The 21,259-nt window shown below is 66.2% G+C and carries 14 protein-coding genes; 4 read left to right on the top strand and 10 right to left on the bottom strand.

Annotated features, from left to right (window positions below; all coding sequences use genetic code 11):
* Positions 1–30: 30 nt before the first annotated feature.
* The gene (gene uvrA / locus CGL56_RS15895) at positions 31–2,928 is read right to left on the bottom strand and encodes an excinuclease ABC subunit UvrA (RefSeq protein WP_099107568.1); all 2,898 of its coding nucleotides are present in this window, start codon (positions 2,926–2,928) and stop codon (positions 31–33) included.
* Positions 2,929–3,066: 138 nt separating this feature from the next.
* A complete protein-coding gene (locus CGL56_RS15890) occupies positions 3,067–3,282 on the bottom strand; it encodes a S1 domain-containing protein (protein WP_099107567.1) in 216 nt (71 codons plus the stop codon).
* Positions 3,283–3,400: 118 nt separating this feature from the next.
* On the opposite strand from CGL56_RS15890, the gene porZ reads away from it, so the two are divergent.
* Together porZ and CGL56_RS15880 are read left to right on the top strand one after the other, a co-directional pair.
* Entirely contained in the window at positions 3,401–5,770 is a 2,370-nt protein-coding gene (porZ, locus tag CGL56_RS15885) for a type IX secretion system anionic LPS delivery protein PorZ (RefSeq protein ID WP_099107566.1), read from the top strand.
* Between the two features lie 25 nt (positions 5,771–5,795).
* Entirely contained in the window at positions 5,796–6,281 is a 486-nt protein-coding gene (locus CGL56_RS15880; RefSeq protein ID WP_099107565.1) for a hypothetical protein, read from the top strand.
* Between the two features lie 3 nt (positions 6,282–6,284).
* Here the strand turns inward: CGL56_RS15880 and rlmN are convergent, their stop codons facing one another.
* Positions 6,285–7,340 carry a 23S rRNA (adenine(2503)-C(2))-methyltransferase RlmN gene (gene rlmN, locus CGL56_RS15875; protein ID WP_099107564.1) on the bottom strand — a complete coding sequence of 352 codons (1,056 nt, stop codon included), beginning with the start codon at positions 7,338–7,340 and terminating at the stop codon, positions 6,285–6,287.
* A 110-nt stretch (positions 7,341–7,450) separates the two neighbouring features.
* On the opposite strand from rlmN, the gene CGL56_RS15870 reads away from it, so the two are divergent.
* Positions 7,451–8,317 carry a tetratricopeptide repeat protein gene (locus CGL56_RS15870; RefSeq protein ID WP_099107563.1) on the top strand — a complete coding sequence of 289 codons (867 nt, stop codon included), beginning with the start codon at positions 7,451–7,453 and terminating at the stop codon, positions 8,315–8,317.
* Here the strand turns inward: CGL56_RS15870 and CGL56_RS15865 are convergent.
* Positions 8,277–9,194 (bottom strand): MerR family transcriptional regulator, encoded by a 918-nt coding sequence (locus tag CGL56_RS15865; protein ID WP_099107562.1) that lies wholly within the window; start codon positions 9,192–9,194, stop codon positions 8,277–8,279. The two genes, CGL56_RS15870 and CGL56_RS15865, sit on opposite strands and share 41 nt — an antisense overlap.
* Positions 9,195–9,323: 129 nt before the next feature.
* Here CGL56_RS15865 and CGL56_RS15860 point away from each other — a divergent pair, with 129 nt between their 5' ends.
* Entirely contained in the window at positions 9,324–12,143 is a 2,820-nt protein-coding gene (locus CGL56_RS15860) for a T9SS type A sorting domain-containing protein (RefSeq protein WP_099107561.1), read from the top strand.
* A gap of 4 nt (positions 12,144–12,147) precedes the next feature.
* Here CGL56_RS15860 and mltG read toward each other — a convergent pair whose 3' ends face one another.
* The 6 genes from mltG to CGL56_RS15830 form a co-directional block, all read right to left on the bottom strand.
* Complete coding sequence (gene mltG / locus CGL56_RS15855; RefSeq protein WP_099107560.1) at positions 12,148–13,173, bottom strand: endolytic transglycosylase MltG; 1,026 nt, start codon at positions 13,171–13,173, stop codon at positions 12,148–12,150.
* A 94-nt stretch (positions 13,174–13,267) separates the two neighbouring features.
* Positions 13,268–14,089 (bottom strand): 3-methyl-2-oxobutanoate hydroxymethyltransferase, encoded by an 822-nt coding sequence (gene panB / locus CGL56_RS15850; RefSeq protein WP_099107559.1) that lies wholly within the window; start codon positions 14,087–14,089, stop codon positions 13,268–13,270.
* 34 nt (positions 14,090–14,123) lie between these two features.
* Positions 14,124–17,054 (bottom strand): S8 family serine peptidase, encoded by a 2,931-nt coding sequence (locus tag CGL56_RS15845; protein WP_099107558.1) that lies wholly within the window; start codon positions 17,052–17,054, stop codon positions 14,124–14,126.
* A 108-nt stretch (positions 17,055–17,162) separates the two neighbouring features.
* Positions 17,163–17,666 (bottom strand): hypothetical protein, encoded by a 504-nt coding sequence (locus CGL56_RS15840; protein ID WP_099107557.1) that lies wholly within the window; start codon positions 17,664–17,666, stop codon positions 17,163–17,165.
* A 169-nt stretch (positions 17,667–17,835) separates the two neighbouring features.
* Positions 17,836–20,625 (bottom strand): M1 family metallopeptidase, encoded by a 2,790-nt coding sequence (locus tag CGL56_RS15835; protein WP_099107556.1) that lies wholly within the window; start codon positions 20,623–20,625, stop codon positions 17,836–17,838.
* A gap of 13 nt (positions 20,626–20,638) precedes the next feature.
* The gene (locus tag CGL56_RS15830; RefSeq protein ID WP_099107555.1) at positions 20,639–21,121 is read right to left on the bottom strand and encodes a cytidine deaminase; all 483 of its coding nucleotides are present in this window, start codon (positions 21,119–21,121) and stop codon (positions 20,639–20,641) included.
* Between the last annotated feature and the right edge of the window lie 138 nt (positions 21,122–21,259).

Genomic DNA, 21,259 nt, shown 5'->3' with positions numbered 1-21,259 from the left:
TCGTGCAAAGCTAACACCAATACCCGCTTTCTATTGAAGTTCTTCCACGAGGAAGCGCCCCGTGTGGCTTTCTTTAACACTTGCCACCTCCTCCGGCGTGCCGGTAGCGACCACCGTTCCGCCGCCCCGGCCGCCCTCGGGACCCATGTCGATGAGGTAGTCGGCTACCTTGATCACGTCCATGGTGTGCTCGATGACGATGACGGTATTGCCCTTGTCGACGAGCTTCTGCAGCACCCGCAGGAGGTACTTGATGTCCTCGAAGTGGAGGCCGGTGGTGGGCTCGTCGAGGATGTAGACGGTCTGCCCGGTGTCCCGTTTCGACAATTCCTCGGCGAGCTTGACGCGCTGGGCTTCGCCGCCGGAAAGGGTGGTGGCCCGCTGCCCCAGGGTGATGTAACCCAGGCCCACGTCGCGCAGGGTCTTGAGCCGGCGGTAGATCTTCGGGATAGGCTCGAAAAACTCGGCGGCCTCCGCTACGCTCATGTTGAGGACGTCAGTGATGGACTTGCCTTTGTACAGGATTTCCAGCGTTTCCCGGTTGAAGCGCATGCCCTGGCAGTTCTCGCACTTGACCTCCACGTCGGGCAGGAAGTTCATCTCGATGGTACGCATGCCGGAGCCCTTGCAGACCTCGCAGCGTCCGCCCTTGACGTTGAAGCTGAAGCGGCCGGGCTTGTAGCCCCGGATCATGGCCTCGGGCAGCTTGGTGAACAGCTGGCGGATGTCGGTGAACACCCCGGTGTAGGTGGCCGGGTTGGAGCGGGGGGTGCGGCCGATGGGCGACTGGTCGATGTCGATCACCTTGTCGATGTGCTGCAGGCCGTAGACGCGGCCGTACTCCATGGGTTTCTTCACACTGTTGTAGAAGTGTTGCCGCAGGATGGGGTAGAGGGTCTCGTTGATGAGGGTCGACTTGCCGCTGCCGCTGACCCCGGTCACGCAGGTGAGGGTGCCGAGGGGGATCTTGATGTCTACCCCCTTGAGGTTGTTGCCCTGGGCGCCCTTCAGGGTGAGGAACTTGCCGTTGCCCTTGCGCCGCGTTTCCGGAATTTCGATCCGGCGGCGGCCGGCCAGGTAGTCGCTGGTGATGCTGCCGGCGTTCTCCTGCTTCAGGAACTCCTCGGGCTTTCCGGCGGTCACGACCGCTCCCCCCAGGGCCCCGGCCCCGGGACCGAGGTCGAGCAGGTAGTCGCTGGCCATCATAATGTCCTTGTCGTGCTCCACCACCAGCACCGTATTGCCGATGTCGGTTAGGTCGCGCAGGGCCCGGATCAGCCGCTGGTTGTCGCGCTGGTGCAGCCCGATGCTGGGCTCGTCCAGGATGTAGGTGATGCCGGTGAGCTGGCTGCCGATCTGGGTGGCCAGCCGGATGCGCTGGGCCTCTCCGCCGGAGAGGGTCCGGCCGGGGCGGTCGAGGCTCAGGTAGCCCAGGCCCACGTGCAGCAGGAACTGCAGGCGGAAGCGGATCTCCTTCAAGATGTCGGTGGCGATCAGGGTGGTGCGTTCGTCCATCCCCTCCTCGGCGGTTTCCATCCAGGTGCCCAGTTCGCCCAGGTCCATACGGGCCAGGTCGCTGATGGTCTTGTCCTTGATCTTATAGTGGCGGGCCTCCATACGCAGGCGGGCGCCCTCACAGTCCGGACAGGTATCAATCGTCATGAATTCCTCGGCCCAGCTGCGGATGCGCTCGCTGGTGGTCTCCTCGTACCAGCGCACGATCATGTTCACCAGGCCGTTCTGCTCCACGTCCCAGACTAGGTCGTGGGCCACCTTGTCGTAGCGGCTTTTCTTTTTCTTCTTGCCGTCCTGGCGGCCGTAGAGAATGACGTTCAGGGATTCCGGGGGAATACGCTCGATGGGATCGGTGAGCTTGAACCCCTCGGCCTTGGCGATGGCTTTGATCTGCTTGAAGGTGGTGTTGTCGCGGGTATCGCCCAGGGGGGCCAGCCCTCCCTTGTTGATGCTCACCGAGCGGTCGGGGATGATCTTGGTGATGTCCGGACTGTTCACCTGCCCGAGTCCCTTGCAGGTGGGGCAGTAGCCGTAGGGCGAGTTGAAGGAAAAGGTGTTCGGGCTGGGCTCCTCGTAGCTGATGTTGTTCTCCGCGTCCATCAGGTTCTTGGAGTAGGGGGAAACCTCTCCGCTTTCGGCGTCCTGGACGAATACCAGTCCCTCGCCCAGTTTCAGGGAGGTGGCCACGGCCTGGCTGAGGCGATCACGGCGGTCAGCGCTCATCTTGATGCGGTCGACCACCAGCTCGATGTCGTGCACCTTGTAGCGGCTCACCTGCATGCCTTCCTTCAGGTCCTGGATCTCGCCGTCGACCCTCACCTTGGTGTAGCCCTGTTTGCGCACCTGGTCGAACAGCTCCCGGTAGTGGCCCTTGCGGCCGCGGACGAGGGGGGCCAGGATGACGAGCTTGCGGCCGTCGTAGGCCTCGGCGATCTGGTCGAGCATCTGCTCCTCGGTGTACCGCAGCATGGGTTTGCCGGAGACGTAGCTGTAGGCGGTGCCCGCGCGGGCGTAGAGCAGGCGGAGAAAATCGTAGATCTCGGTGACCGTACCCACGGTGGAGCGGGGGCTGCGGTTGGTGGTCTTCTGCTCGATGGAGATGACCGGGCTCAGGCCGGTGATCTGCTCCACCTCGGGGCGTTCCATGGTGCCCATGAACTGCCGGGCGTAGCTGCTGAAGGTTTCCATGTACCGCCGCTGCCCTTCGGCGTAGATGGTGTCGAAGGCCAGGCTGGACTTGCCGCTGCCGCTCAGTCCGGTGATGACCACCAGCTGGTTGCGGGGCAGCTCCACGTCGATGTCTTTCAGGTTGTGCTCCTTCGCGCCGATTACGCTGATGTAGCGTTCCGTATGGGGTATGTCAGGGCTGGTTTTGGGCGGGGCCGCAGGTGCGGTAGTCGTCGTTGAAGGCATAGTTCTATCAACCCGTGAGCGAGGGATGAGGTTTTGTCGGGCGGTTGGCTCGTCCAGGGCTGAGCGGTTGGACCACTTAGTCGTCCATGAATTATTGGTCGGACGACTTAAGTCGTCCGACCACTCAGCGTTGGACGACTACGCCAGCCCCGCCGGCTCGATGGCGTCCGCGTAGTAGCCCTGGGGGCCATCGCGGAGCACGAAGCGCACCAGGTCTCCCTTGCGGACGGTAGCCACCAGGAGGTTGCGGCGGCGGAAATGGAATTCCTCGCGGCTGCCCCGCAGCCGCAGGTAGCCGAACCCGCGCTCGGGCAGGTAGAAGACGATCGTGCCGAAGGAAGGGGCGGAATCCATGGCTCCATAGTTAGGCATTTTTCGGTTGCCGGGGCGGGCGGCGATTTCGTCAGCCACCGACCAAGCTTTCCCGCCCCGGCATGGCACCCGCGCCCGCGCCCCGGCTTACCTTTACCGAATGCTGAAACAGCTTCTCCTCGGTACCCTGCTGCTGCTCACCGCCGCCGGCCTCCGCTCCCAGGTCGACAGCCTCGGGCAGTGGCGCAGCCTGCAGTCCTTCGCCTCGGGGGCCTACGTGACCCAAAGCCCGGAGGCGGTCATCTACACCACCGGCAACGTGGTCTTCTTCCTCGACAAGGAGGACCTCAGCATCCGCCCCCTGACCCGCACCGACGGGCTGGCCGGCGGCAAGATCGACCGGGTGAAGTACCACGCCCCCACGGGGACGCTGATCATCGTGTACGAAAACAGCACCATCGACCTCTACCGCCGGGGTAGGTTCTCCACCTTGCGGCAGATCGACAACTTCAACTTCAGCGGCGACAAGCGGATCTACGACATCAGCTTCGGGGAGGACAACACCGTCTACCTGGCCACCGGCTATGGCCTCAGCTCGCTGTCGCTGGACGAGCAGATCTTCAACTTCACCACCTTCACCGGCGTACGCGTCAACAGCGTGGCCGCTCACGCCGGCCACCTCTACGCCGCCACCCCCGAAGGGCTCTACCGGGCCCCGCTGCGGGGGGTGAACCTCAACGACTTCAACCGCTGGACCCTGCTGGGGCCGGCCGCGGGACTGCCGGGCGATTATAGCTCCAATACCCTGGCCACCTGGCGCGACGCCCTCTACTTCAGCGTCGACGAAGACGTATACCGCCTGCAGGGGGATACCGCCCGCATCCATTACGACGCCGTCCGCGCCGACAACCGCCTGGAGTACCTCAGCGGCGGCCCCAGCGTGCTGCTCGCCGGCTACCGCTGCACCACCGGCAACTGCGCGGACCGGGTCATCCTGGCGATGGGAGAAACCCCCGGGGTAGGGACCGAGCTGCCCGACTGCGCCTACCGCACCAACTACGGCATCGAGGATGAGTCCGGCCGCATCTGGTTCGGCGACGCCGCCGAGGACATCCGCTACCTGACCGCTGCCGCGGGAGAGTGCCGCCGACTGGCCTATCCTGGCCCCCCGAAAGACCGCGTGTACCGCCTGCTCCACGACGGGACGGCCCTGTGGGTAGCCCCCGGACAGCTGGACGAAAACACCACCCCGACCTTCGACGCCGACGGGGTATGGCGCTACGCCGACGGCAGCTGGACCACCTTCACCCCCTTCAATACCCCGGCCCTGCGCGGGCGGAACGGGAGCACGGGGGGCGACGACGACTTCCTGACCATCATCGACGTGGACTACGACCCCGTCAACCGCGTCCACTACTTCAGCTCCTTCTTCGAGGGGGTGGTGGGCCGCGACGCGGAAGGGGAGTTCACCCTCTACGACGAGACGAACAGCAGCCTGGAGTTGGCCCCGGACGCGGGGCCCGGCCGCATCCGGGCGGCGGGGGCGGCTACCGATGTCCAGGGCTACACCTACTTCGCGGTCAGCCGGGCCGAATCCGGCGGCATCGTGAGCGTGCGCAGTCCGGACGGGCAGTGGGCGGCCCTCGGGCAGTCGTGCGACCTGAACATCGCCATCGACATTGCGGTGGATGATTTCGGCTACGTCTGGGTGGTCCACCGCGGCGGCAGCAACGGCGGGCTTACCGTCATCGACCCCATGGGTACGCCGATGGACCCCAGCGACGACCGTTGCCGCACCATCCTGGCCAGCAGCCAGAACCAGCTGCCGACCAATCAGACGCGCAGCATCGCGGTCGACCTGGAGGGCAACGTGTGGGTAGGCACCGCGGAGGGCATCGTGATCTTTACCTGTCCGGGCACCGTCTTCGACACCGAATCCTGCACGGGCTACCGCCCGCTGGTGTCGGCCGACGACGGATTCGGGGGGTACCTGCTGGAAACCGAGGAAATCCGCACCATCGCCGTGGACGGCGGCAACCGCAAGTGGATCGGTACCAACGGCGGCGCCTTCCTGCTTTCGGAGGCCGGTGACGAGCAGCTGCTGAAGTTCGACCGGGGGAACAGTCCGCTGCTCGACGACGTGGTGAAGAGCATCGCCATCGACCCGGTGTCGGGCACCGTTTACTTCGGTACGGAACTCGGCATCATCAGCTACCGGGGCGACGCCACCGCCGCCGCGGAGGTGTTCACGGGGGAGCTGGAGGTATTCCCCAACCCCGTCGAACCCGGCTACGACGGCCCCATTGCGGTCCGGGGGCTGGCCCGCGACGCCCGGGTGAAGATTACCGACGTGGGTGGCAAACTGGTGTACGAGGGCTTGGCTACGGGCGGGCAGTTCAGCTGGGCGGGTACCGACTACAACGGTCGCCGGGTGGCCACGGGGGTATACCTGGTCTTCGCCTCCAGCAACCGCCGCTTCGCCCTCGAGAACCCGGGCAGCGCCGTGGCCAAGATCGTTTTCATCCGGTAGGGGGTTCCTGCCTATCTTCGTTGCCGTGATTCCCGACTACCACTTCCGCGCCGACCATTCCGCAACGGGCACCGCCCGCTGGATTTACCTCCTCCTCTACGCCGGAGCCGCGCTGCTGCTGGTGGCGGCGGTCTACGAGCTCTACCTCTACTTCACCCACTGGGCCATCGGGGATGAGCGCGACCACGTCTGGCAGCTGATCCTCGGCATCCTCTACCTGGTCGTGAGCGGACTGGTGGCCTACTTCACCTCCCAGCGCCACGGCCGCGAGGAGACGCCGCCGGAGCGCTTCGTGACCATCAAGGACGGTATCCTCACCTACCAGCTGGACCAGCTGAATGGAAAGCAACGGGTGGACTTGCGGCACCTCGTAGCGACGCGCCGCCCCTCCGTCCGCGACCTTACGCTGGAGCTGAAGGACGGTCAGCGGGTGGAATTGCCCATCTACCTCATCGACGATGAGGCGAAGCAGGCGGAACTGGAAAAAATACTGGTGGCGGCGGCCCGGTAGCGTTTACCCCTTGTTGGCCAGCTGCCCGCAGGCGGCATCGATGTCCTTGCCCCGGCTGCGGCGCACGGTGACCATGATGCCCCGGTCACGGAGGTAGGTGGCGAAGTCGTCGATGCGGTGCTCGCTCGACTTGCGGAAGGGGGCGTTGTCGATGGGGTTGTACTCGATGATGTTGACCATGGAGGGTACCCGGCGGCAGATGCGGTAGAGGTTCTCGGCGTCGTCGAGGCCGTCGTTGAAGTCCTGGAAGGTGATGTACTCGAACCCGATGCGCTTCTTGGTCTTCTCGTAGAAGTATTCCAGGCTCTCGATGAGGGTTTCCAGGTTATTGGTTTCGTTGATCGGCATGATCTCGTTGCGCTTCGCGTCGTCGGCGGCGTGGAGGCTCAGGGCCAGGTTCACCTTGGTGTCCTCGTCGGCCAGCTTGCGGATCATCTTGGCGATGCCGGCGGTGGAGACCGTCAGGCGGCGGGGCGCCATGTGCAGGCCGGTGTGGCTGGTGATGCGGTCGATGCTGCCCACCACCTCGCGGAAGGCCAGCAGGGGCTCGCCCATGCCCATGTAGACGATGTTGGTCAGGGGCTTGCCGTAGGTCTCCAGGCACTGCTCGTTGACCAGGTACACCTGATCGTAAATTTCGGCGGCGGTGAGGTTGCGCAGCCGCTTCATGCGGCCCGTGGCGCAGAAGCTGCAGGTGAGGCTGCAGCCCACCTGGCTGGAAACGCAGACGGTGTAGCGGTCGTCGGCAACGACGGGGATGAGCACCGACTCGATGAGGTGGCCGTCGTGCAGGCGGAAGCGGCTCTTCAGGGTCCCGTCTGAGCTGCGCTGCAGCTGGTCGAGGGTGATGACGGGCAGGGTATATTTCTCCTTCAGCTTGTCGCGCAAGGCAAGCGACAAATTGGTCATCTCATCGAAGCTGCGGGCGCCTTTCTGCCACAGCCATTCGTACACTTGCTTGGCGCGGAACTTCTTCTCTCCGGCGAGAATAAGGTCGGAGGTGAGTTCCTCCAGGCTGAGGGAACGGATGTCGGGACGGGTAGCGGTCATTGTGGCCATGGGAGAGCAACGCCTGACGGACGGTGGTGGTTGACGTTCCAACCTCGCAGGTTCTTATACGTTAGTTATCCTCCGGCCATTGGCCTTTTTTGCCTTGCAGTGTATGATCTATGAACTTACCACCTAACTACCTGGAACTTTACGAGCAGGCCCTCCGCTACGACAAGGTGGGGGACCCCTACACCGCCGTGAAGCTCCTGAAGAAGGTGACCCGGATCGTACCCGACTGGGCGGGGGCCTTCCGCAGCCTCGGCCATATCTACTCCCGCCGCGGCGAGTGGAAACCGGCCTTCCACTACTGGAGCAAGACGGTGGCCCTCGACGCCGACGACCGCGACGCCTGGTGGCAGCTCGGCCTGGCCGCCGTACCCCTGAAGCGGATGCGCACCGCCCAGACCGTCTGGGCCAAGTTCGGCTTCGGCAGCGTGGACCTGAGCCAGCCCCTTGGCCTCCAGCTCAAGCACGACGACGGCTACGAGATCCTCTGGATGCAGCCCCTGGACGCGGCCCGCGGCCGGGTGGTGAGCATTCCCCATCCGGGCAGCGGCATGGGGTACCGCGACCTACTGCTCTACGACCGCCGCGGACAGCGGGGCTACAATGTGGTGGCCCGGAGGCGGGTGCCGATATTCGAAGCGGTGAGCCGACTGAAACGCTCGCCCTACCAGACCTTCAGCTGCCTGCTGCACACCAGCAATGCCGGACACATCGAGCAGCTGGAGCAGCTCTGCTACGACGCCGGACTGGGCTTCGAGGTCTGGAGCAACGCTACCCGCGCCGTACAGCAAACCCGCGCCAACGCCAGCGACGACGAGCGGCGGGCCTTCCCAGAATACTACAGTGACCTGCTGCCCCGGCCCGAGAACGGCACCGCCCTGGTGGCCATGGCCGCCATCCACCCCGCCGAGGTAGAGCGGACGCTGAACGACTGGCAGATCATCTCGCTACAGCAATTCTCGGACCTGCGGGCGTACTGAAGGAATCCATCCACTCAATCATCTCCCGTAACCCCGCCTTCCGCTCCACCCGCCGGAAGCCGGTCAGATCGTGAAGGCCGGCCTGGTAGCCGGAGAGCAGCAACCGGCAGTCGGGGCAGTGGTCCAGGATGTCCTGCACCAGATCCTCCACGGGACGGGCCACGTAGTTGCTGGACAGGATGGTGAAGAGGTAGTCCACTGGCCGCACCCGGTAAAGATCGCCCAGGTCGGTACAGGATACATCGGTGCCCACGTACACCACCGGGAAGCCCCGCTTGCGCAGGAGGTACTGGATGAAGAGCATGCTCAGTTCCTGCCGTTCCCCTTCCGGCAGGAAGAGGGTGAAGACGGGCCTGCCGGGGCGGCCCGCCGCCGGCAGGCGGTCGGTGGCCGCCAGGACCTTCTGGCGAATCAGTCCCCCGGTGAAGGACTCCTGGGCCGCCGTAATTGATCCGGTGAAGTAGAGCAGTCCGAGCTTGTCGAGCAGGGGGAAGATCACTTTCATCATCGTTTCCTCGAAGCCGCGCTGTTCGGTGTGGGCGTCGACGAGCATACTGAAGCGGCAGGGGTCGAGCTCCAGCACCGACAGGGTGAGGGCATCAAGGCGGGTCTCGGGGCTGATGTTGAGGGCGGTGACGGCGGCTACCTCCCGTACCCGCTCGCCGGGCGACATGGCGGCGATCCGGCTGATGCGGTAGCCGTGGCGGTGGAGCAGGGCCACGGTGCTGAGCTCGCGCAGGTCCTCCTCCCCGTACACCCTTGCGTTGTTTTCGTCGCGGTGGGGAGCCACCAGCTCGTAACGCTGCTCCCAGGCGCGGAGGGTAGGGGCCCGGATGCCGGTGAGTTTTTCAACGTCGCTGATGGTGTAGACGACCAAGGCAGGGGGGTAAAGGGTGATTATTGGACAGCCGGGGGACTAACGCCACCCCAAAAGAATGGTTCAGGCGATAGCACGCGCCCGCGTTCGTCGCCTTTGTGGTATTTTTCCCGAAGGAATCCAGCCACTATGCGACTACATCTACTTACTCTCTTCCTCCTGCTCGTCACCGGCCTGAGCGGCCAGGACTGCTTCTACCAGCTGCAACTGACGGACCAGGGGGGCGACGGCTGGAACGGGGGACTGCTCACCGTCACCGTCGACGGCCGCCCGCGGGTCTTCACCCTCGACGCCACCAACGACGACGGGGCGCGGCGGGATTTCTTCTTCCCCGTGGAAAACGGCGACCGCGTCACCGTAGGATTCGTCGCTGGCGCCTTCCCGGCGGAAGTGGGGCTGTCCATCCTGGACAACAACGACAGCCTGATCTACACCGTACAGGCTCCCACCCCGGTACCGGTGCTCACGGCCTTCACGGCCGCCTGCCGCACCTGCGCGCCGCCGCCGCTGTCGTCCATCGAGCTGTACCGCCTGCGCTACAACTCCGTCGACCTGCGCTTCCGGGGCACCCCCGACCGGCCTACCTACCGCATCACCTACGGGGAATCCGGCTTTGACCCCGAAGGCGAAGAAGCCACCCGCATCACTACCCGGGATACCATGCTGCGCATCAGCGACCTCCTGCCCCAAACGGCCTACGAATTTTACGTGGCCACCGAGTGCGACGCACCGGAAGAAACCAGCGTGCGCCGCGGCCCCTTCCGCATCGTGACGCCCATCCGCCGCGACGTGGGCATCACCGTGCTGCGCAACCCCGTGGACGGCTGCCACGCCGACGGGCTGGATACCCTGACGGTGGGCGTGACCAACTTCGGCGGTGAGCCCCAGCAGTTCTTCCGCATCAACTTCCGGGTGAACGGTGAGTCCGGGGGGGTGAACTTCCCCTTCGACGGTATCTACACCGGCGTGGTGGGCGTCGACAGCACCAAGTTTTTCAGCTTCAAGACGCCGGTCGACCTCCGGGAGGCGGGCTACTACGAATTCCAGGTCTACACCCAGCTGGATGGAGACGAGAACCCCGAAAACGACACCCTGACGGCCTCGGTGGTGAGCCTGCCGGTGGTCGCCGAATTCCCCTACCTGGAATCCTTTGAGGACGGAAACGGCTTCTGGTTGCCGCAGGCGGCCGGCCGGGGACCCTCTTCCTGGGCGCGCGCCCGGCCCCGGGGCCCCCGGATCGACCGCGCCGGATCGGGCGACTTCGCCTACGTGACCAACGCCACCGGCCCCTACAACGACGACGAGCGCAGCTACCTGCAGTCGCCCTGTTTCGACTTCTCCGGCCTGACCGCAGACCCCTCCCTCTCCTTCCTGCTCTACGTGGATACCGAGGCCCAGTTCGACGGCCTCTACCTCCAGGCCACCACCGACGGCGGTGCCAGCTGGCGCCGCGTGGACCGCAACACCACCAGCGTGAACTGGTACAACAACGGACGCCGGCGGGTATGGGACGGCGACGGCGGATTCGGCGGCGGCTATGCCCTGGTGAGCCACCAGCTCAAAGGGTTTGCCGGGGAGGAGGAAGTGCGCTTCCGCTTCGTATTTGAAAGCGATGGCGACGGACAACGGGAAGGCGTCGCGATCGATAACTTCCGCATCGCCCCGGCCGCGGAGACCGACTACGCCGCCGTCAGCGCCCGGCTGTTCAACGCCGCCAACTGCGAGCAGCGTACCGATACGCTGGCCTTCACCTACACCCAACTTGGCGGAGTGATCGTGGATTCGGTCACCGTCAGTTATTCCCTCAACGGTAGCCCGACCGTAAGTGAGCGCGCCGCCGCTCCCCGGGTCATTGGCACCCCCCTGACCTACCGCTTCGCCGATCCGCTGGTCGTGGACCAGGCCGTGGGCACGGAAAACCGCCTGCTGGTGTGGGTGACCGCCGAAGGGGACGGCGCTACCTACAACGATACCCTGACCTACGTTTACCCCGCGGTCCAGGAAATTCCCTTCCGGGTGGACTTTGAGGACGGCCGCGCCCCCCAGGGGTGGACCATCCCCGCCGACGCGGTGATCGCCCGCCGCACGGGTACGCCCTCCCTGGCCCTAACCGACAACCTGAACGAGCAGGACACCGATTTCTCCTTCACCACGGCCAGCTACGGCGTGGTCGAGGCCGAGGACGAACTGGTCTTTACCCTGCGCATCCGCGATGCCGACGGCAATCCGGTTACCGATGCCCTGCTTGACCTCACCGTTACCATGGGGTCCGACTGCGACGAGGAAGTGGCCCTGCTGCTGGAGCTGGATGAGGCCCCCGCGGATTCCACCTTCTCCCTTGCACTGCCGGAGATCGGTCTCGGCTACTACTTCACCTTCTCGGCTACCTGGGCCACCGGCGACATCTTCGTCACCTTCGACGACATCGGCGTGCGGCGCTGTCCGGAAAGCCTGGACCTGCGCTTCACCACCGCGCCGCCCTCGGGCATCTTCGCCGACGACGGCACCGCCTACGTGCTGGTGGGGGCGGGGCTGGCCCCCTACACCTACGCCTGGAGCAACGGGGACACCTCGCCCTCGGCCGACAGCCTGAGCGTGGCCGACTACCGCGTCACGGTGACCGATGCCGTAGGCTGTTCGGATGAGCTGACGGTGAGTATCGACCTGGACGCCGTCTCCACCGAAGACCCCAACGCCATACTGGCCGGGCTGGAAGCCTTTCCGAACCCTACTTCCGGCGTGCTGGAGGTAAGGCTGGAGCTGCCCCGGGCGGAAACGGTACACCTGGAGGTCTACGACGCCCGTGGGCGCCGGTTATCCGTCCAGGAACTGGGGCGGCGGGCGCAGGTGGCCACGCGGGTGGACCTGAGCCGGGTGCCGGCCGGACTGTACTTCGTGTGGGTAGCGGCGGGAGACGCCGCGCGGACCCTGCGCATTCTGCGGCGGTAGGCGTCTAGCGGATGCCGCGCTGGCGGAGGTTGGCTACGTAAATGGCAATGTTGCGGGAGTGCCCGGCCAGGGTACTGGCGAAGTTGTGCTCCCCGCTACCGTCGCCCCGGGCGCAGAAGTAGAGGTACTCGTGGTCTTCGGGGTTGAGCACCGCGTCGATGCTGCCCACGCTGGACATGGTGATGGGCCCCGGGGGCAGTCCCGCGTAGCGGTAGGTGTTGTAGGGGCTGTCGAACTGGGTGTGGCGCGTCAGTACGCGGCCAACATCGAACTCCCGGGTGGCGAAGACGGCCGTGGGGTCGGCCTGCAGGGGCATCCCGATGCGCAGGCGGTTGAGGTATACTCCGGCGATGCGGGGCCGCTCGGCGGCCACCAGGCTCTCCTTTTCGACGATGCTGGCCAGGGTGTAGACTTCGGCCGGCGTGAGCTGCAGGGCCTCGGCCTTCGCCAGCCGGTCGTTGGCGTGCCAGAAGCGGTCGTGCTCCTTCACCATCCGCGCGACGAAGTCGCGTGGGGTGGCGTTCCAGTACATCTCGTAGGTGTTGGGAATGAAGAGCGTCTGCAGGGTGGCGGGGGTGTAGCCGATGCTGTCGACGTACTGGGTATCCTGGAACAGGCGCACGAAGGCGAGGCTGTCGGGCTCCAGGAAGCGGGCCACCTTGGCGGCCACGTTCATGGGTTCCCGCTCGGTGGTCAGCACCACGTCGACGGTCGCCTGGGCGCCGCCGCGCAGCTTGCGCAGCACACTCAGGGCGCTGCTGCCCGGCTGGAGCTCGAAGCGGCCGGAGCGCATGCGGGGGCGGCGGAAGCCCATCTGTTCGGCCAGGGGGTCGAAGAGGGTACGGTTCAGCCGGACGCCCTTTACGGCCAGGGTGTCCATCACGGCTTCGTAGCTGCTGCCGGTGGGGATCTGGACCGTAACCGGCCCGTCCAGGTCTTCCGGAACGGCGGCCACCACCTTGAGCTGGTAGTAGACGTAGCCGAGGGCGGCCAGGCCCAGCAGGAAGACAATACCGAGAATCCTTTTCATATGCTTACATCAATCTTGTCACCGGAGTTCCGGCCGGCGGCGGGCCGGCTGCGGTTTCAGTTTGGCTAACAATGTGGTGGGGCTGAGGTTGGCCTCAGTACTGCTCCTCCTCGCTGGGAAACTCCCGGCTCTTCACGTCCCGGACGTAGGCCGCGGTGGCCTCCTTGATGACGTCGAAGAGTTCGGCGTAGCGCCGCAGGAAACGGGGGTGGAAGTCCTTGGTAATACCCAGCATGTCCTGGGTGACGAGCACCTGACCGTCGGTATCGGCCCCGCCACCGATGCCGATGGTGGGAATGTCGATGCTGCGGCTCACGCGCTTGGCGAGGGCGGCGGGAATTTTTTCCAGTACCAGGCCGAAGCAGCCCAGCTCGTCGAGCATTTTGGCGTCCTTCAGCAGCCGGCGGGCCTCGGCTTCCTGCTTGGCGCGGACGGTGTAGGTGCCGAACTTGTAGATCGACTGGGGCGTCAGGCCCAGGTGGCCCATCACGGGGATGCCCGCGGTGAGGATGCGGCGGATGCTTTCCTCCACCTCCTGTCCGCCCTCCAGCTTGACGGCGTGGGCGCCGCTTTCCTTCATGATCCGGATGCTGGATTTCAGGGCCATCTTGCTGTCGCCTTGGTAGGTGCCGAAGGGGAGGTCGACGATCACTAGCGCCCGCTGCACGCCACGCACCACGCTGGAGGCGTGGTAGATCATCTGGTCGAGAGTAATGGGCAGGGTGGTTTCGTGGCCGGCCATGACGTTGCTGGCCGAATCGCCGACCAGCAGCACGTCGACGCCGGCGGCGTCGAGGATCCGCGCGGTGGAATAGTCGTAGGCGGTCAGCATGGCAATCTTCTCCCCGGCCTCCTTCATCGACTGCAGGGTATGGGTGGTCACCCGCTTGACATCACTCGCTTTGTGTACGCTCATGGCGCAAAGGTAACTTTCCCGCTGCAACGGTCGGTTACCGCAGCAGCAGTAGCCGTCGGCTCCCCGACCGCCCATCGGCCGTGCGCAGCTGCAGCAGATAGGCCCCCGGCGGGAGCTCCCCGAGCTCGAGGGGCAGTTCGCGGGCGGTGGGTTGCACGGACCATTCACCCAGGCGGCGGCCGTCGAAGGCAAAGAGACTTACCCCCGCCACCCGCAGCGGTGACTCCCACCGCAGGTACGCCCGCTCCCGGGCGGGGTTGGGCGACAGCGACCACAGGGCGTCGGGCAGGGGCAGGCTGCGGTTGTTCACGCAGTCGTCGCCGAGGAAGACGGTGCGGAAGGGACCGGGTTCGCCGGTGCAAATGCTGGCCACCTGTACCTCGTAGCTGTTGCAGAGGTTCAGGCCCGTTACGGTGGCAGTAAGCGCCTTGACGGTGCGTTCGGTGTAGTTGCCGTCGCGGTTGCGGGGGCGGTACCGCAGCAGGTAACTGCCGCCGGGAGCCGCCGAGGCCCCCCAGGAAACCTGGGTCTGCTGGAGTTGCTCGTTGTAGGTGGCCGTCAGGGAGGGCGGCGCCGGGCACCCCTGGACGGGGGTGATGTCAAGGCAGTAATCCTCCACCTCCCCCGAGAACTGCTGGTTGCTGCCGGCGGGGCAGGGGCCGGTCTTCACCGTGGTGAACTGCATGATGATGCGCATCCGCGTCAGGCCGAGCTCGGTGGATTCCGGTACCACGATGCTCCCCCGGGCCACGCCGCCGCGGGGGGCGGACTGCTCCACCACCAGTTCGTCGGCGGTGAACTGGGCGTCCTGGTTCCAGTCGATGTACACGTGGAAGTCCTGGGTGAATCCACTGCCGCGGTAGGCGGGGGTGAGGGTGATGGGGTAGACCCCGCCGGGCACCATGCTGCTGAGGGTCTGGTCGCCGAAGTTGCGGTAGGCGTCGATCTCGCGGCTGGATTGTACGTCCAGGATGCCGGGAATCTCCACCCGCGCCAGCCACTCCTGCTCGTTGCCGAAGCCGGTGGGCAGGCAGTATTCGGCATCCAGGCAGACGCCGCAGCCCAGGGTCTTCTGGATGCGGCGGCCCTGGAACCGGGTGGCGCCGCCGGTGCAGTTGGTGCGCAGCTCGATTTCGTAGGTGCGGCAGTTGCGCAGGCCGGTGAGTTCCAGGCGGGATTCGGTGGTGGTAACCTCCGTCCACTCATCGTCCCCCGTGCGGTACCGCAGGGTGTAGCTCAGGGCATTGAGCAGGGGCTGCCATTCGGCTACGATGCGGCCCCCGGCCAGGGCGCGTACCCGATAGTCGTCCGGGAGGCGGCAGCAACCCGGCGTTTCCACCGTCCACACTTCCGTTTGGGCGGAGTCGGCCCCGCAGTGGCTCACCAGCTGGAGGTCGTACTCCCGGCAGGAGGGCAGCCCGCTGAGGCGGTAGGGGGCGCGGACGTTCGTCAGGGTGGTCCACGCAGTCGATCCGGCGGGCCGGTAGCGGAGGTCCACCCGGTCGGCGGCATCCGTAACCTTCCAGTCGAGGAGCAGGTCGGAGGAGGCATCGCCCGGCGGGGCGGTGGTGAAGGAGGTAGGCGGCAGACAGGCTACGCAGCCCTGCATGAGGGCGGTCATGGCCGCACCCACGTCCAGGGCCCCGCCGGTAACGGTAGTTTCCTTCAGGGTTGGCAAGGGGCGCAGGGTGGCGAAGAGGACGTCGCGCAGGTAGCGGGCCGCCGCCGGGGGGTCGCTGCGCAGCAGCTGCCCGAGGCTCGCGCAGGGGGCCGAGTACAGCAATCCGAAGGCACCGGTCACCGCCGGGGTGGCGAAGGAGGTGCCGTATACGGCGCCGTAGCTGTTGCCCAGCAGGGTGGTATAGACCCCCTCGCCGAAGGCGGCCAGGTCGACGGAAATGGCGCCGGCCGCGGCGTCCTTCACCTTTTTGTTGCGGGTGTCGATACTCGTCACCACCACCAGATACTCCGACTGGCAGAGGGAGGGCAGGTCGCCCACCTCGTCCACGTCGATGTCGCGGTTCGGTACCGCCGCCACGTTAATGATGCCGTAGCTGCCCAGGGTATCGTAGAGGGCGCACCAGATGGGGCTCTGGGAGGGAAAGGCGCGGTCGCGTCCCCAGCTGGCGTTGGTGGCCACCACGTAGGCCCCCTCGCGCCCCCCGGTGGCGTCGTAGCGCCGGCGGGCGTCGAGGGCGTAGCCGTAGGCTTCGATGACTTCCGATTCGAGGGGGTCGAAGTCGTTGGTGATGTTCATTACCCTGGCCAGCCAGTTGACCCCGGTGACCCCCCGCTGGTTGTTGCCCGCGGCGGCGATCTGCCCCATGACGGGGGTGCCGTGGTCGCCTTTGCCGCCCTCGACGTCGTTGTTGTCCAGTTTGGTGTTCCAGCCGAAGCGGTCGTCGACGTAGCCGTTGCGGTCGTCGTCTCGGCCGTTGCCGGGGATTTCGTCGCGGTTCACCCAGATGTTGGCCACCAGGTCCTCGTGGTCGAGGTCGATGCCGTTGTCGATGCTGGCGATGACGATGGTGTCTCCGTTCGTGGTTACCCCGCCGGTGGTGACGTCCCAGGCGGGCTGCACGTTGTAGTCGGCCCCGGTTTCCCCACCGATCTGTCCGGTGTTGAAGAATTGCCACTGCTGGGGGTAGCGGGGGTCATTGGGGCGCCGCCGCATGGTCAGCCGGTAGTTGAGCTGTACGTTCACCACCCCGGCTTCCCGGCCGTAGTCGGCCCGCAGCTGCTTTTCGGAGTGCTTTGCCCAGTCGAAGGTGACCAGGTAAGTATTCAGGTTTTGACCAAGGGGCTTCCAGGCGGCGATTTCCCGGTGACTCCGGATCCAGGCCTTGGCTTCCGTCCTGCTCTCCAGCTGGACGATCAGCTGCCCCTGCCCGTAGTCCAGTACCTGGGCACCGAGCGCGGCGCAGCCGAGCAGGGCCAACAGGAGCAGGAGGCGGGAACGGGACATATGGAGTGGTTACGGACCCGGACAAAATACGGGTTCCGCCGTCGACCCAGGTGCCGAAGGGTAACAATGACTGCTGCCTTGCCGTTCGCCGGCACCCGCGCCCGCCGCCTAGCCCAGCGTCCGCCGCCAGAGGGCCCGCACCACCACGAGCAGGAGGAGGAAAACGGCAACGACGTACTGCACCTTCCAACTGCCAAGGTCCAGCAGTCCGCTGCGGTCCACCGCCCACAGCAGCAGGGCGGTGACGGCCACCAGCCCCACCAGCCCGGCCAGCCGGCCGAAGCCCGGAAGGGTCACCAGCGCAATGCGGCGGTGAATAACGTAGGCCGTGTAGAAAAAACTGGCCACGGGCACCACCTGCAGCACCACATCGGGCGCCACGGCGGCCGCCCCGCCCACCGACCACTGATAGGCGCTCAGTCCCAGGGAAAGGGTAGCGGGCACCGCCACCAGGTACAGCAGGGCACTATAGAGGTAGTTCCAGGGCGGCAGGTGGTCCTCCTCGGGCTCCATCCAGCCCGCCAGGAAGGCGGCTACGGGCACGAGCGTAAAGTAGAATACCACCTCGGTCGGGTGCTCGGCGGCTAGGCGGATGAAGTCAGGTAGGGTCATGGGGCGCTAAGGTTGTGTGGATTTTGCGCTTCTGGACGAAAACGAGGTATTTTTTCTCTAGGCAAGGCGGTAAAAGCGGATCGTAGAACCCTCTACGAAGCCGTTTATGGCAACGCAGCGTAGGGGGAAAAGACCCGTTTGCAGGCCGAATGGTAAAGTCCACACAAGCTTAGGGTAATTCGTCAATCCACTGCCAGGGGAGGAGGCGGGAGAGGTTGAGGCGGAAGGAAACGCGGTCGAGGAGGTTGCCCCGCTGCTCCAGCAGCCCCCGGGTGTCGGCGTCGGCCAGCAGGGGGACGAAGAGGCGGAACTGGTCCTGGAACAGGTTGACGGACAGCCCCCCTACCCAGCGGACGGCGTTGGACTGGGCGCTGCTCAGGGTGGGGCGGTAGCCGTAGGCCCCGGCGTCGAGGAAGACCCCGATCGGGCCGGGGAAGGGTAGGTCGCCGTCCAGGTTCACAGCGGCCAGGTAGTCGTTGCTGCGGCCGAAGGGGAAGGCCGCGGCTACCGGTGCGCGGAAGCCACCCTGCCGCTCCCCGAGCTGCTGCTGGTACCAGCCATCCTGGCTGCGGCCCAGGTAAAGGTCGTCGTAGGCGTAGTCGCTGGCGGCGTTGTCGACGAGCGACAGGCTGACGGAGGGGGCCGTGTTACCCTCGCGCAGGTCGTGCTGCAGGAAGTAGCCGCCGAATAACCGCCAGCGGAGGAATTTGTCCGCTTGGTACTGGTAGCCGCCGGTGAGGGTAGCGTCCAGTCGCAGGTAGTCGGCGGCGGGGAACTGCTGCGCGCCCCCGTTGCGGTATTCCAGCTGGACGCCGTAGGCGACGGGATTGATCTCCCGCTCCACCCGGGCCGCGTAGCCCGCGCGCAGGAAATGGGTGGTGAGCGTCTCGGCCCGGTCCAGCAGCACGCCCCCGTCGCCAAAGTCGGGGCGGCGGCGGTCCAGGCGGATGAGCTGACTGTACAGCCGACTGCTGCGCTGACTGCTGGCCGGATGATCAAGGTAAAAATCACTGCGCAGCGCCCAGCGGTCGTAGCCGTACAGGCGGTCCACGGCTGGAGGATCGAAGTCACTGAAGCGCTGCACCCCGCCGCCCACGACCACCTGCTGCAGCCACTCCGCGGGGCGCACCACCCGGTAACGGGCACCGGCGAAGCCCGCCAGCTCCTTGCTCGCGAAGCCGTAGAGCGGGGCCACCAGCCACTCCAGCCGCCGGGGCTCCAGGGTGCGGTTGTGCAGGGCCAGGCCCGCCAGCACCCCGTCGTTCTCGTTGAAGCCGAGCAGGGGGGAGACGAACAGCTGCGGCCGCTCGCTGGCGGCGTCGGTGATGAGGGCCAGTTTCGGCGGGGACAGGCCGGGGGAACGGTCGGCGGACCGGGCCGCCCGGTTGAATTCCCCGGCCGTGGTGGAGGTCATGGCGTCGCGTACGTAGTCGTCTACCCCCAGCGGGGCCAGGGCGGCGAAGAAGTCGGTCGGGCGGGGGTGGCGGAACTTCCAGGCCGCGTAGTAGTCGCGGAAGGCCGCGTCCAGGGCTTCCGTGCCCACCCTTTCCTCTACGGCCTGCAGCACCAGTTCCGGCTTGCTGTAGGCGGAGATCCAGTAGTTGAAGGCACTCAGTTGGTCGATCGGGGTGTCGGGGGCCTGGTCGCGGCCCAGCCGGGCCAGGTAGTGGTAGGCCAGGGCGTCTGTCTCGACCTCCCGGCCGGGGATGACCTGCTGCCGCCCCCGCCGTTCGGGGTAAAATTGCCGGGTGTAGCGGCCCTCGTAGTAGCTGTTCAGTCCCTCGTCCATCCAGGGGTGGTCGCGTTCATTGCTGCCCAGGATGCCGTAGAACCAGTTGTGGCCGATCTCGTGGGCCAGTACCTCGTCGAGGCCGTAGGCGGTGTAGCTGCGGCCGATGACGGTGATCATGGGGTACTCCATGCCGGCGCCGGCGCTCAGGGCGCTCTGCACCCCGGTCACCTGGGGGTAGGGGTAGGGACCCAGGTGGTCGGAGTAGAAGCGCACGGCCCGCTTGAGGTAGTCGGTGGCGTCTTTCCACAGGGCGGCTTCGGTTTCCGTGAAGAAGGCCCATACGTCGGCGGGGCCGCGGGTGCCGGGGGAATCCGCCAGTTCCAGGGTGTCGTGGAGTACCATGAAGCGCTTGTCAGCAAACCAGGCGAAGTCGTGTACGCCCTTCGCCGTATAGGTCAGGGTCTTGCGCTCCGCGGCGCTGGGGGGGAAGGACTCGTCGACGTAGCCGGACGGAAGGTCACGGCGGCCGGCCAGGGCACGGCGGGTGCTGTCGGCCCGCGCCAGCAGCCATGCCCGTTCTTCCTGGTCCTGCAGCACCCCGGTGGCGGCCACCACGTAGTTGGCGGGCAGGTCGAGGGTCACGCGGAAGCTGCCGAATTCGCTGTAGAATTCCCCCTGGTCGAGGTAGGGCATGGGGTGCCAACCGTCGCGGTCGTAGACGGCGGGCTTGGGGTACCACTGGGTGAGCTGGTAAGACTCCCCCACGTGGCCCAGCCGGCTGAAGCTCTCGGGGATCTTCACCCGGAAGGGGGTGGTGATGGCGGCAGTGGCCCCGGGCCGCAGGGGCTCGTTCAGGTAGAGCACCCCGACGTCGGGATCCGCGGTGTAGGCGAAGCGGGCGGGGTGGCTGTCCACGCGGAAGTCGAGGCTGTCCAGGGTGCCGCGGGCCGCGGGCGGCGCGAAGTGGAAGTCGGTACTCCTGTTGCGCAGCTGCTGGCGAGCGAAGGCGGTATTGTCGCCGCTGAAGGCCCGCGGCCAAAGGTGGAAGACGATGGAGTCGAGGGCGCGGGGGGCGTGGTTGATGTAGCCCAGCCGCAGCTCGGCGTGGAGGACGTGGTCGCGGTCGTCGAGGCGGGCGTTGATGCCGTAGTCGACCGACTGCTGGAAATATTGGCCGTCCTGGGCCAGCAAGGGGCCTGCCAGGAGGAGCAGGAGAATTAGGCGCATGGGTATAGTTAGGCTACAGGAGTTCACCGCTGAATCCGAAGGGCAGCAGGGTGGTGGCCCGCTCGAAGACGTAGACCGGTCCGCCCTCCCCGCGCAGGATGAGCCGCAGGCTGTGGCCGAAGCGGCTTTCGTGCTCGCTCAGGATCTGGCGGCAGGAGCCGCAGGGGCTGGCCGGGGTGTCGAGTACGCGGCCCGGGGCCTGGACGGTAATGGCCATGGCCACCACCGGCATACCGGGCCGCAGGCTGGCCGCGGCGGCCATGGCGTTGGGCTCGGCGCAGATGCACATGGGGTAGGCGGCATTCTCGATGTTGCCGCCGGTCACCACGGTGCCGTCCTCCAGCCGGGCGGCGGCGGCCACCCGGAAGTTGGAGTAAGGGGCGTAGCTGGCCGGCAGGGCGCGGGTGGCGGTGGCCAGCAGCTCGCGGTCGGCGGCGGGCAGTCCCGCAGGGTCCGGAAATTCGGTGTAGGAAACGGTAAGTTGCTTCTGGGTCATGACGGTCTGGCAGGGCGGGCTAAGCTACGCAACGCGGGGCGTACCGGACCTCGAAGTGTTGACTGGTGTGGCCGCACGGCCTTCGAGCGTCCCCCTCACCGCGCGCCACCGGAAAAAACCACCGAGGCACGGAGGTGC

Origin of the sequence: Neolewinella marina (assembly GCF_002631205.1) — a bacterium.
Lineage (GTDB): Bacteria > Bacteroidota > Bacteroidia > Chitinophagales > Saprospiraceae > Neolewinella > Neolewinella marina.
This window is presented reverse-complemented; position numbering and strand designations above follow the sequence as displayed.

What these genes read in the sequence shown, in the direction of transcription:
- porZ (WP_099107566.1), top strand. Translation starts at nt 3,401, where the DNA reads ATGCTGAAACAGCTTCTCCTCGGTACCCTGCTGCTGCTCACCGCCGCC.
- CGL56_RS15860 (WP_099107561.1), top strand. Translation starts at nt 9,324, where the DNA reads ATGCGACTACATCTACTTACTCTCTTCCTCCTGCTCGTCACCGGCCTG.
- CGL56_RS15840 (WP_099107557.1), bottom strand. Translation starts at nt 17,666, where the DNA reads ATGACCCTACCTGACTTCATCCGCCTAGCCGCCGAGCACCCGACCGAG.
- CGL56_RS15835 (WP_099107556.1), bottom strand. Translation starts at nt 20,625, where the DNA reads ATGCGCCTAATTCTCCTGCTCCTCCTGGCAGGCCCCTTGCTGGCCCAG.
- CGL56_RS15830 (WP_099107555.1), bottom strand. Translation starts at nt 21,121, where the DNA reads ATGACCCAGAAGCAACTTACCGTTTCCTACACCGAATTTCCGGACCCT.
- CGL56_RS15845 (WP_099107558.1), bottom strand. Translation starts at nt 17,054, where the DNA reads ATGTCCCGTTCCCGCCTCCTGCTCCTGTTGGCCCTGCTCGGCTGCGCC.
- uvrA (WP_099107568.1), bottom strand. Translation starts at nt 2,928, where the DNA reads ATGCCTTCAACGACGACTACCGCACCTGCGGCCCCGCCCAAAACCAGC.
- rlmN (WP_099107564.1), bottom strand. Translation starts at nt 7,340, where the DNA reads ATGGCCACAATGACCGCTACCCGTCCCGACATCCGTTCCCTCAGCCTG.
- CGL56_RS15890 (WP_099107567.1), bottom strand. Translation starts at nt 3,282, where the DNA reads ATGGATTCCGCCCCTTCCTTCGGCACGATCGTCTTCTACCTGCCCGAG.
- panB (WP_099107559.1), bottom strand. Translation starts at nt 14,089, where the DNA reads ATGAGCGTACACAAAGCGAGTGATGTCAAGCGGGTGACCACCCATACC.
- mltG (WP_099107560.1), bottom strand. Translation starts at nt 13,173, where the DNA reads ATGAAAAGGATTCTCGGTATTGTCTTCCTGCTGGGCCTGGCCGCCCTC.
- CGL56_RS15870 (WP_099107563.1), top strand. Translation starts at nt 7,451, where the DNA reads ATGAACTTACCACCTAACTACCTGGAACTTTACGAGCAGGCCCTCCGC.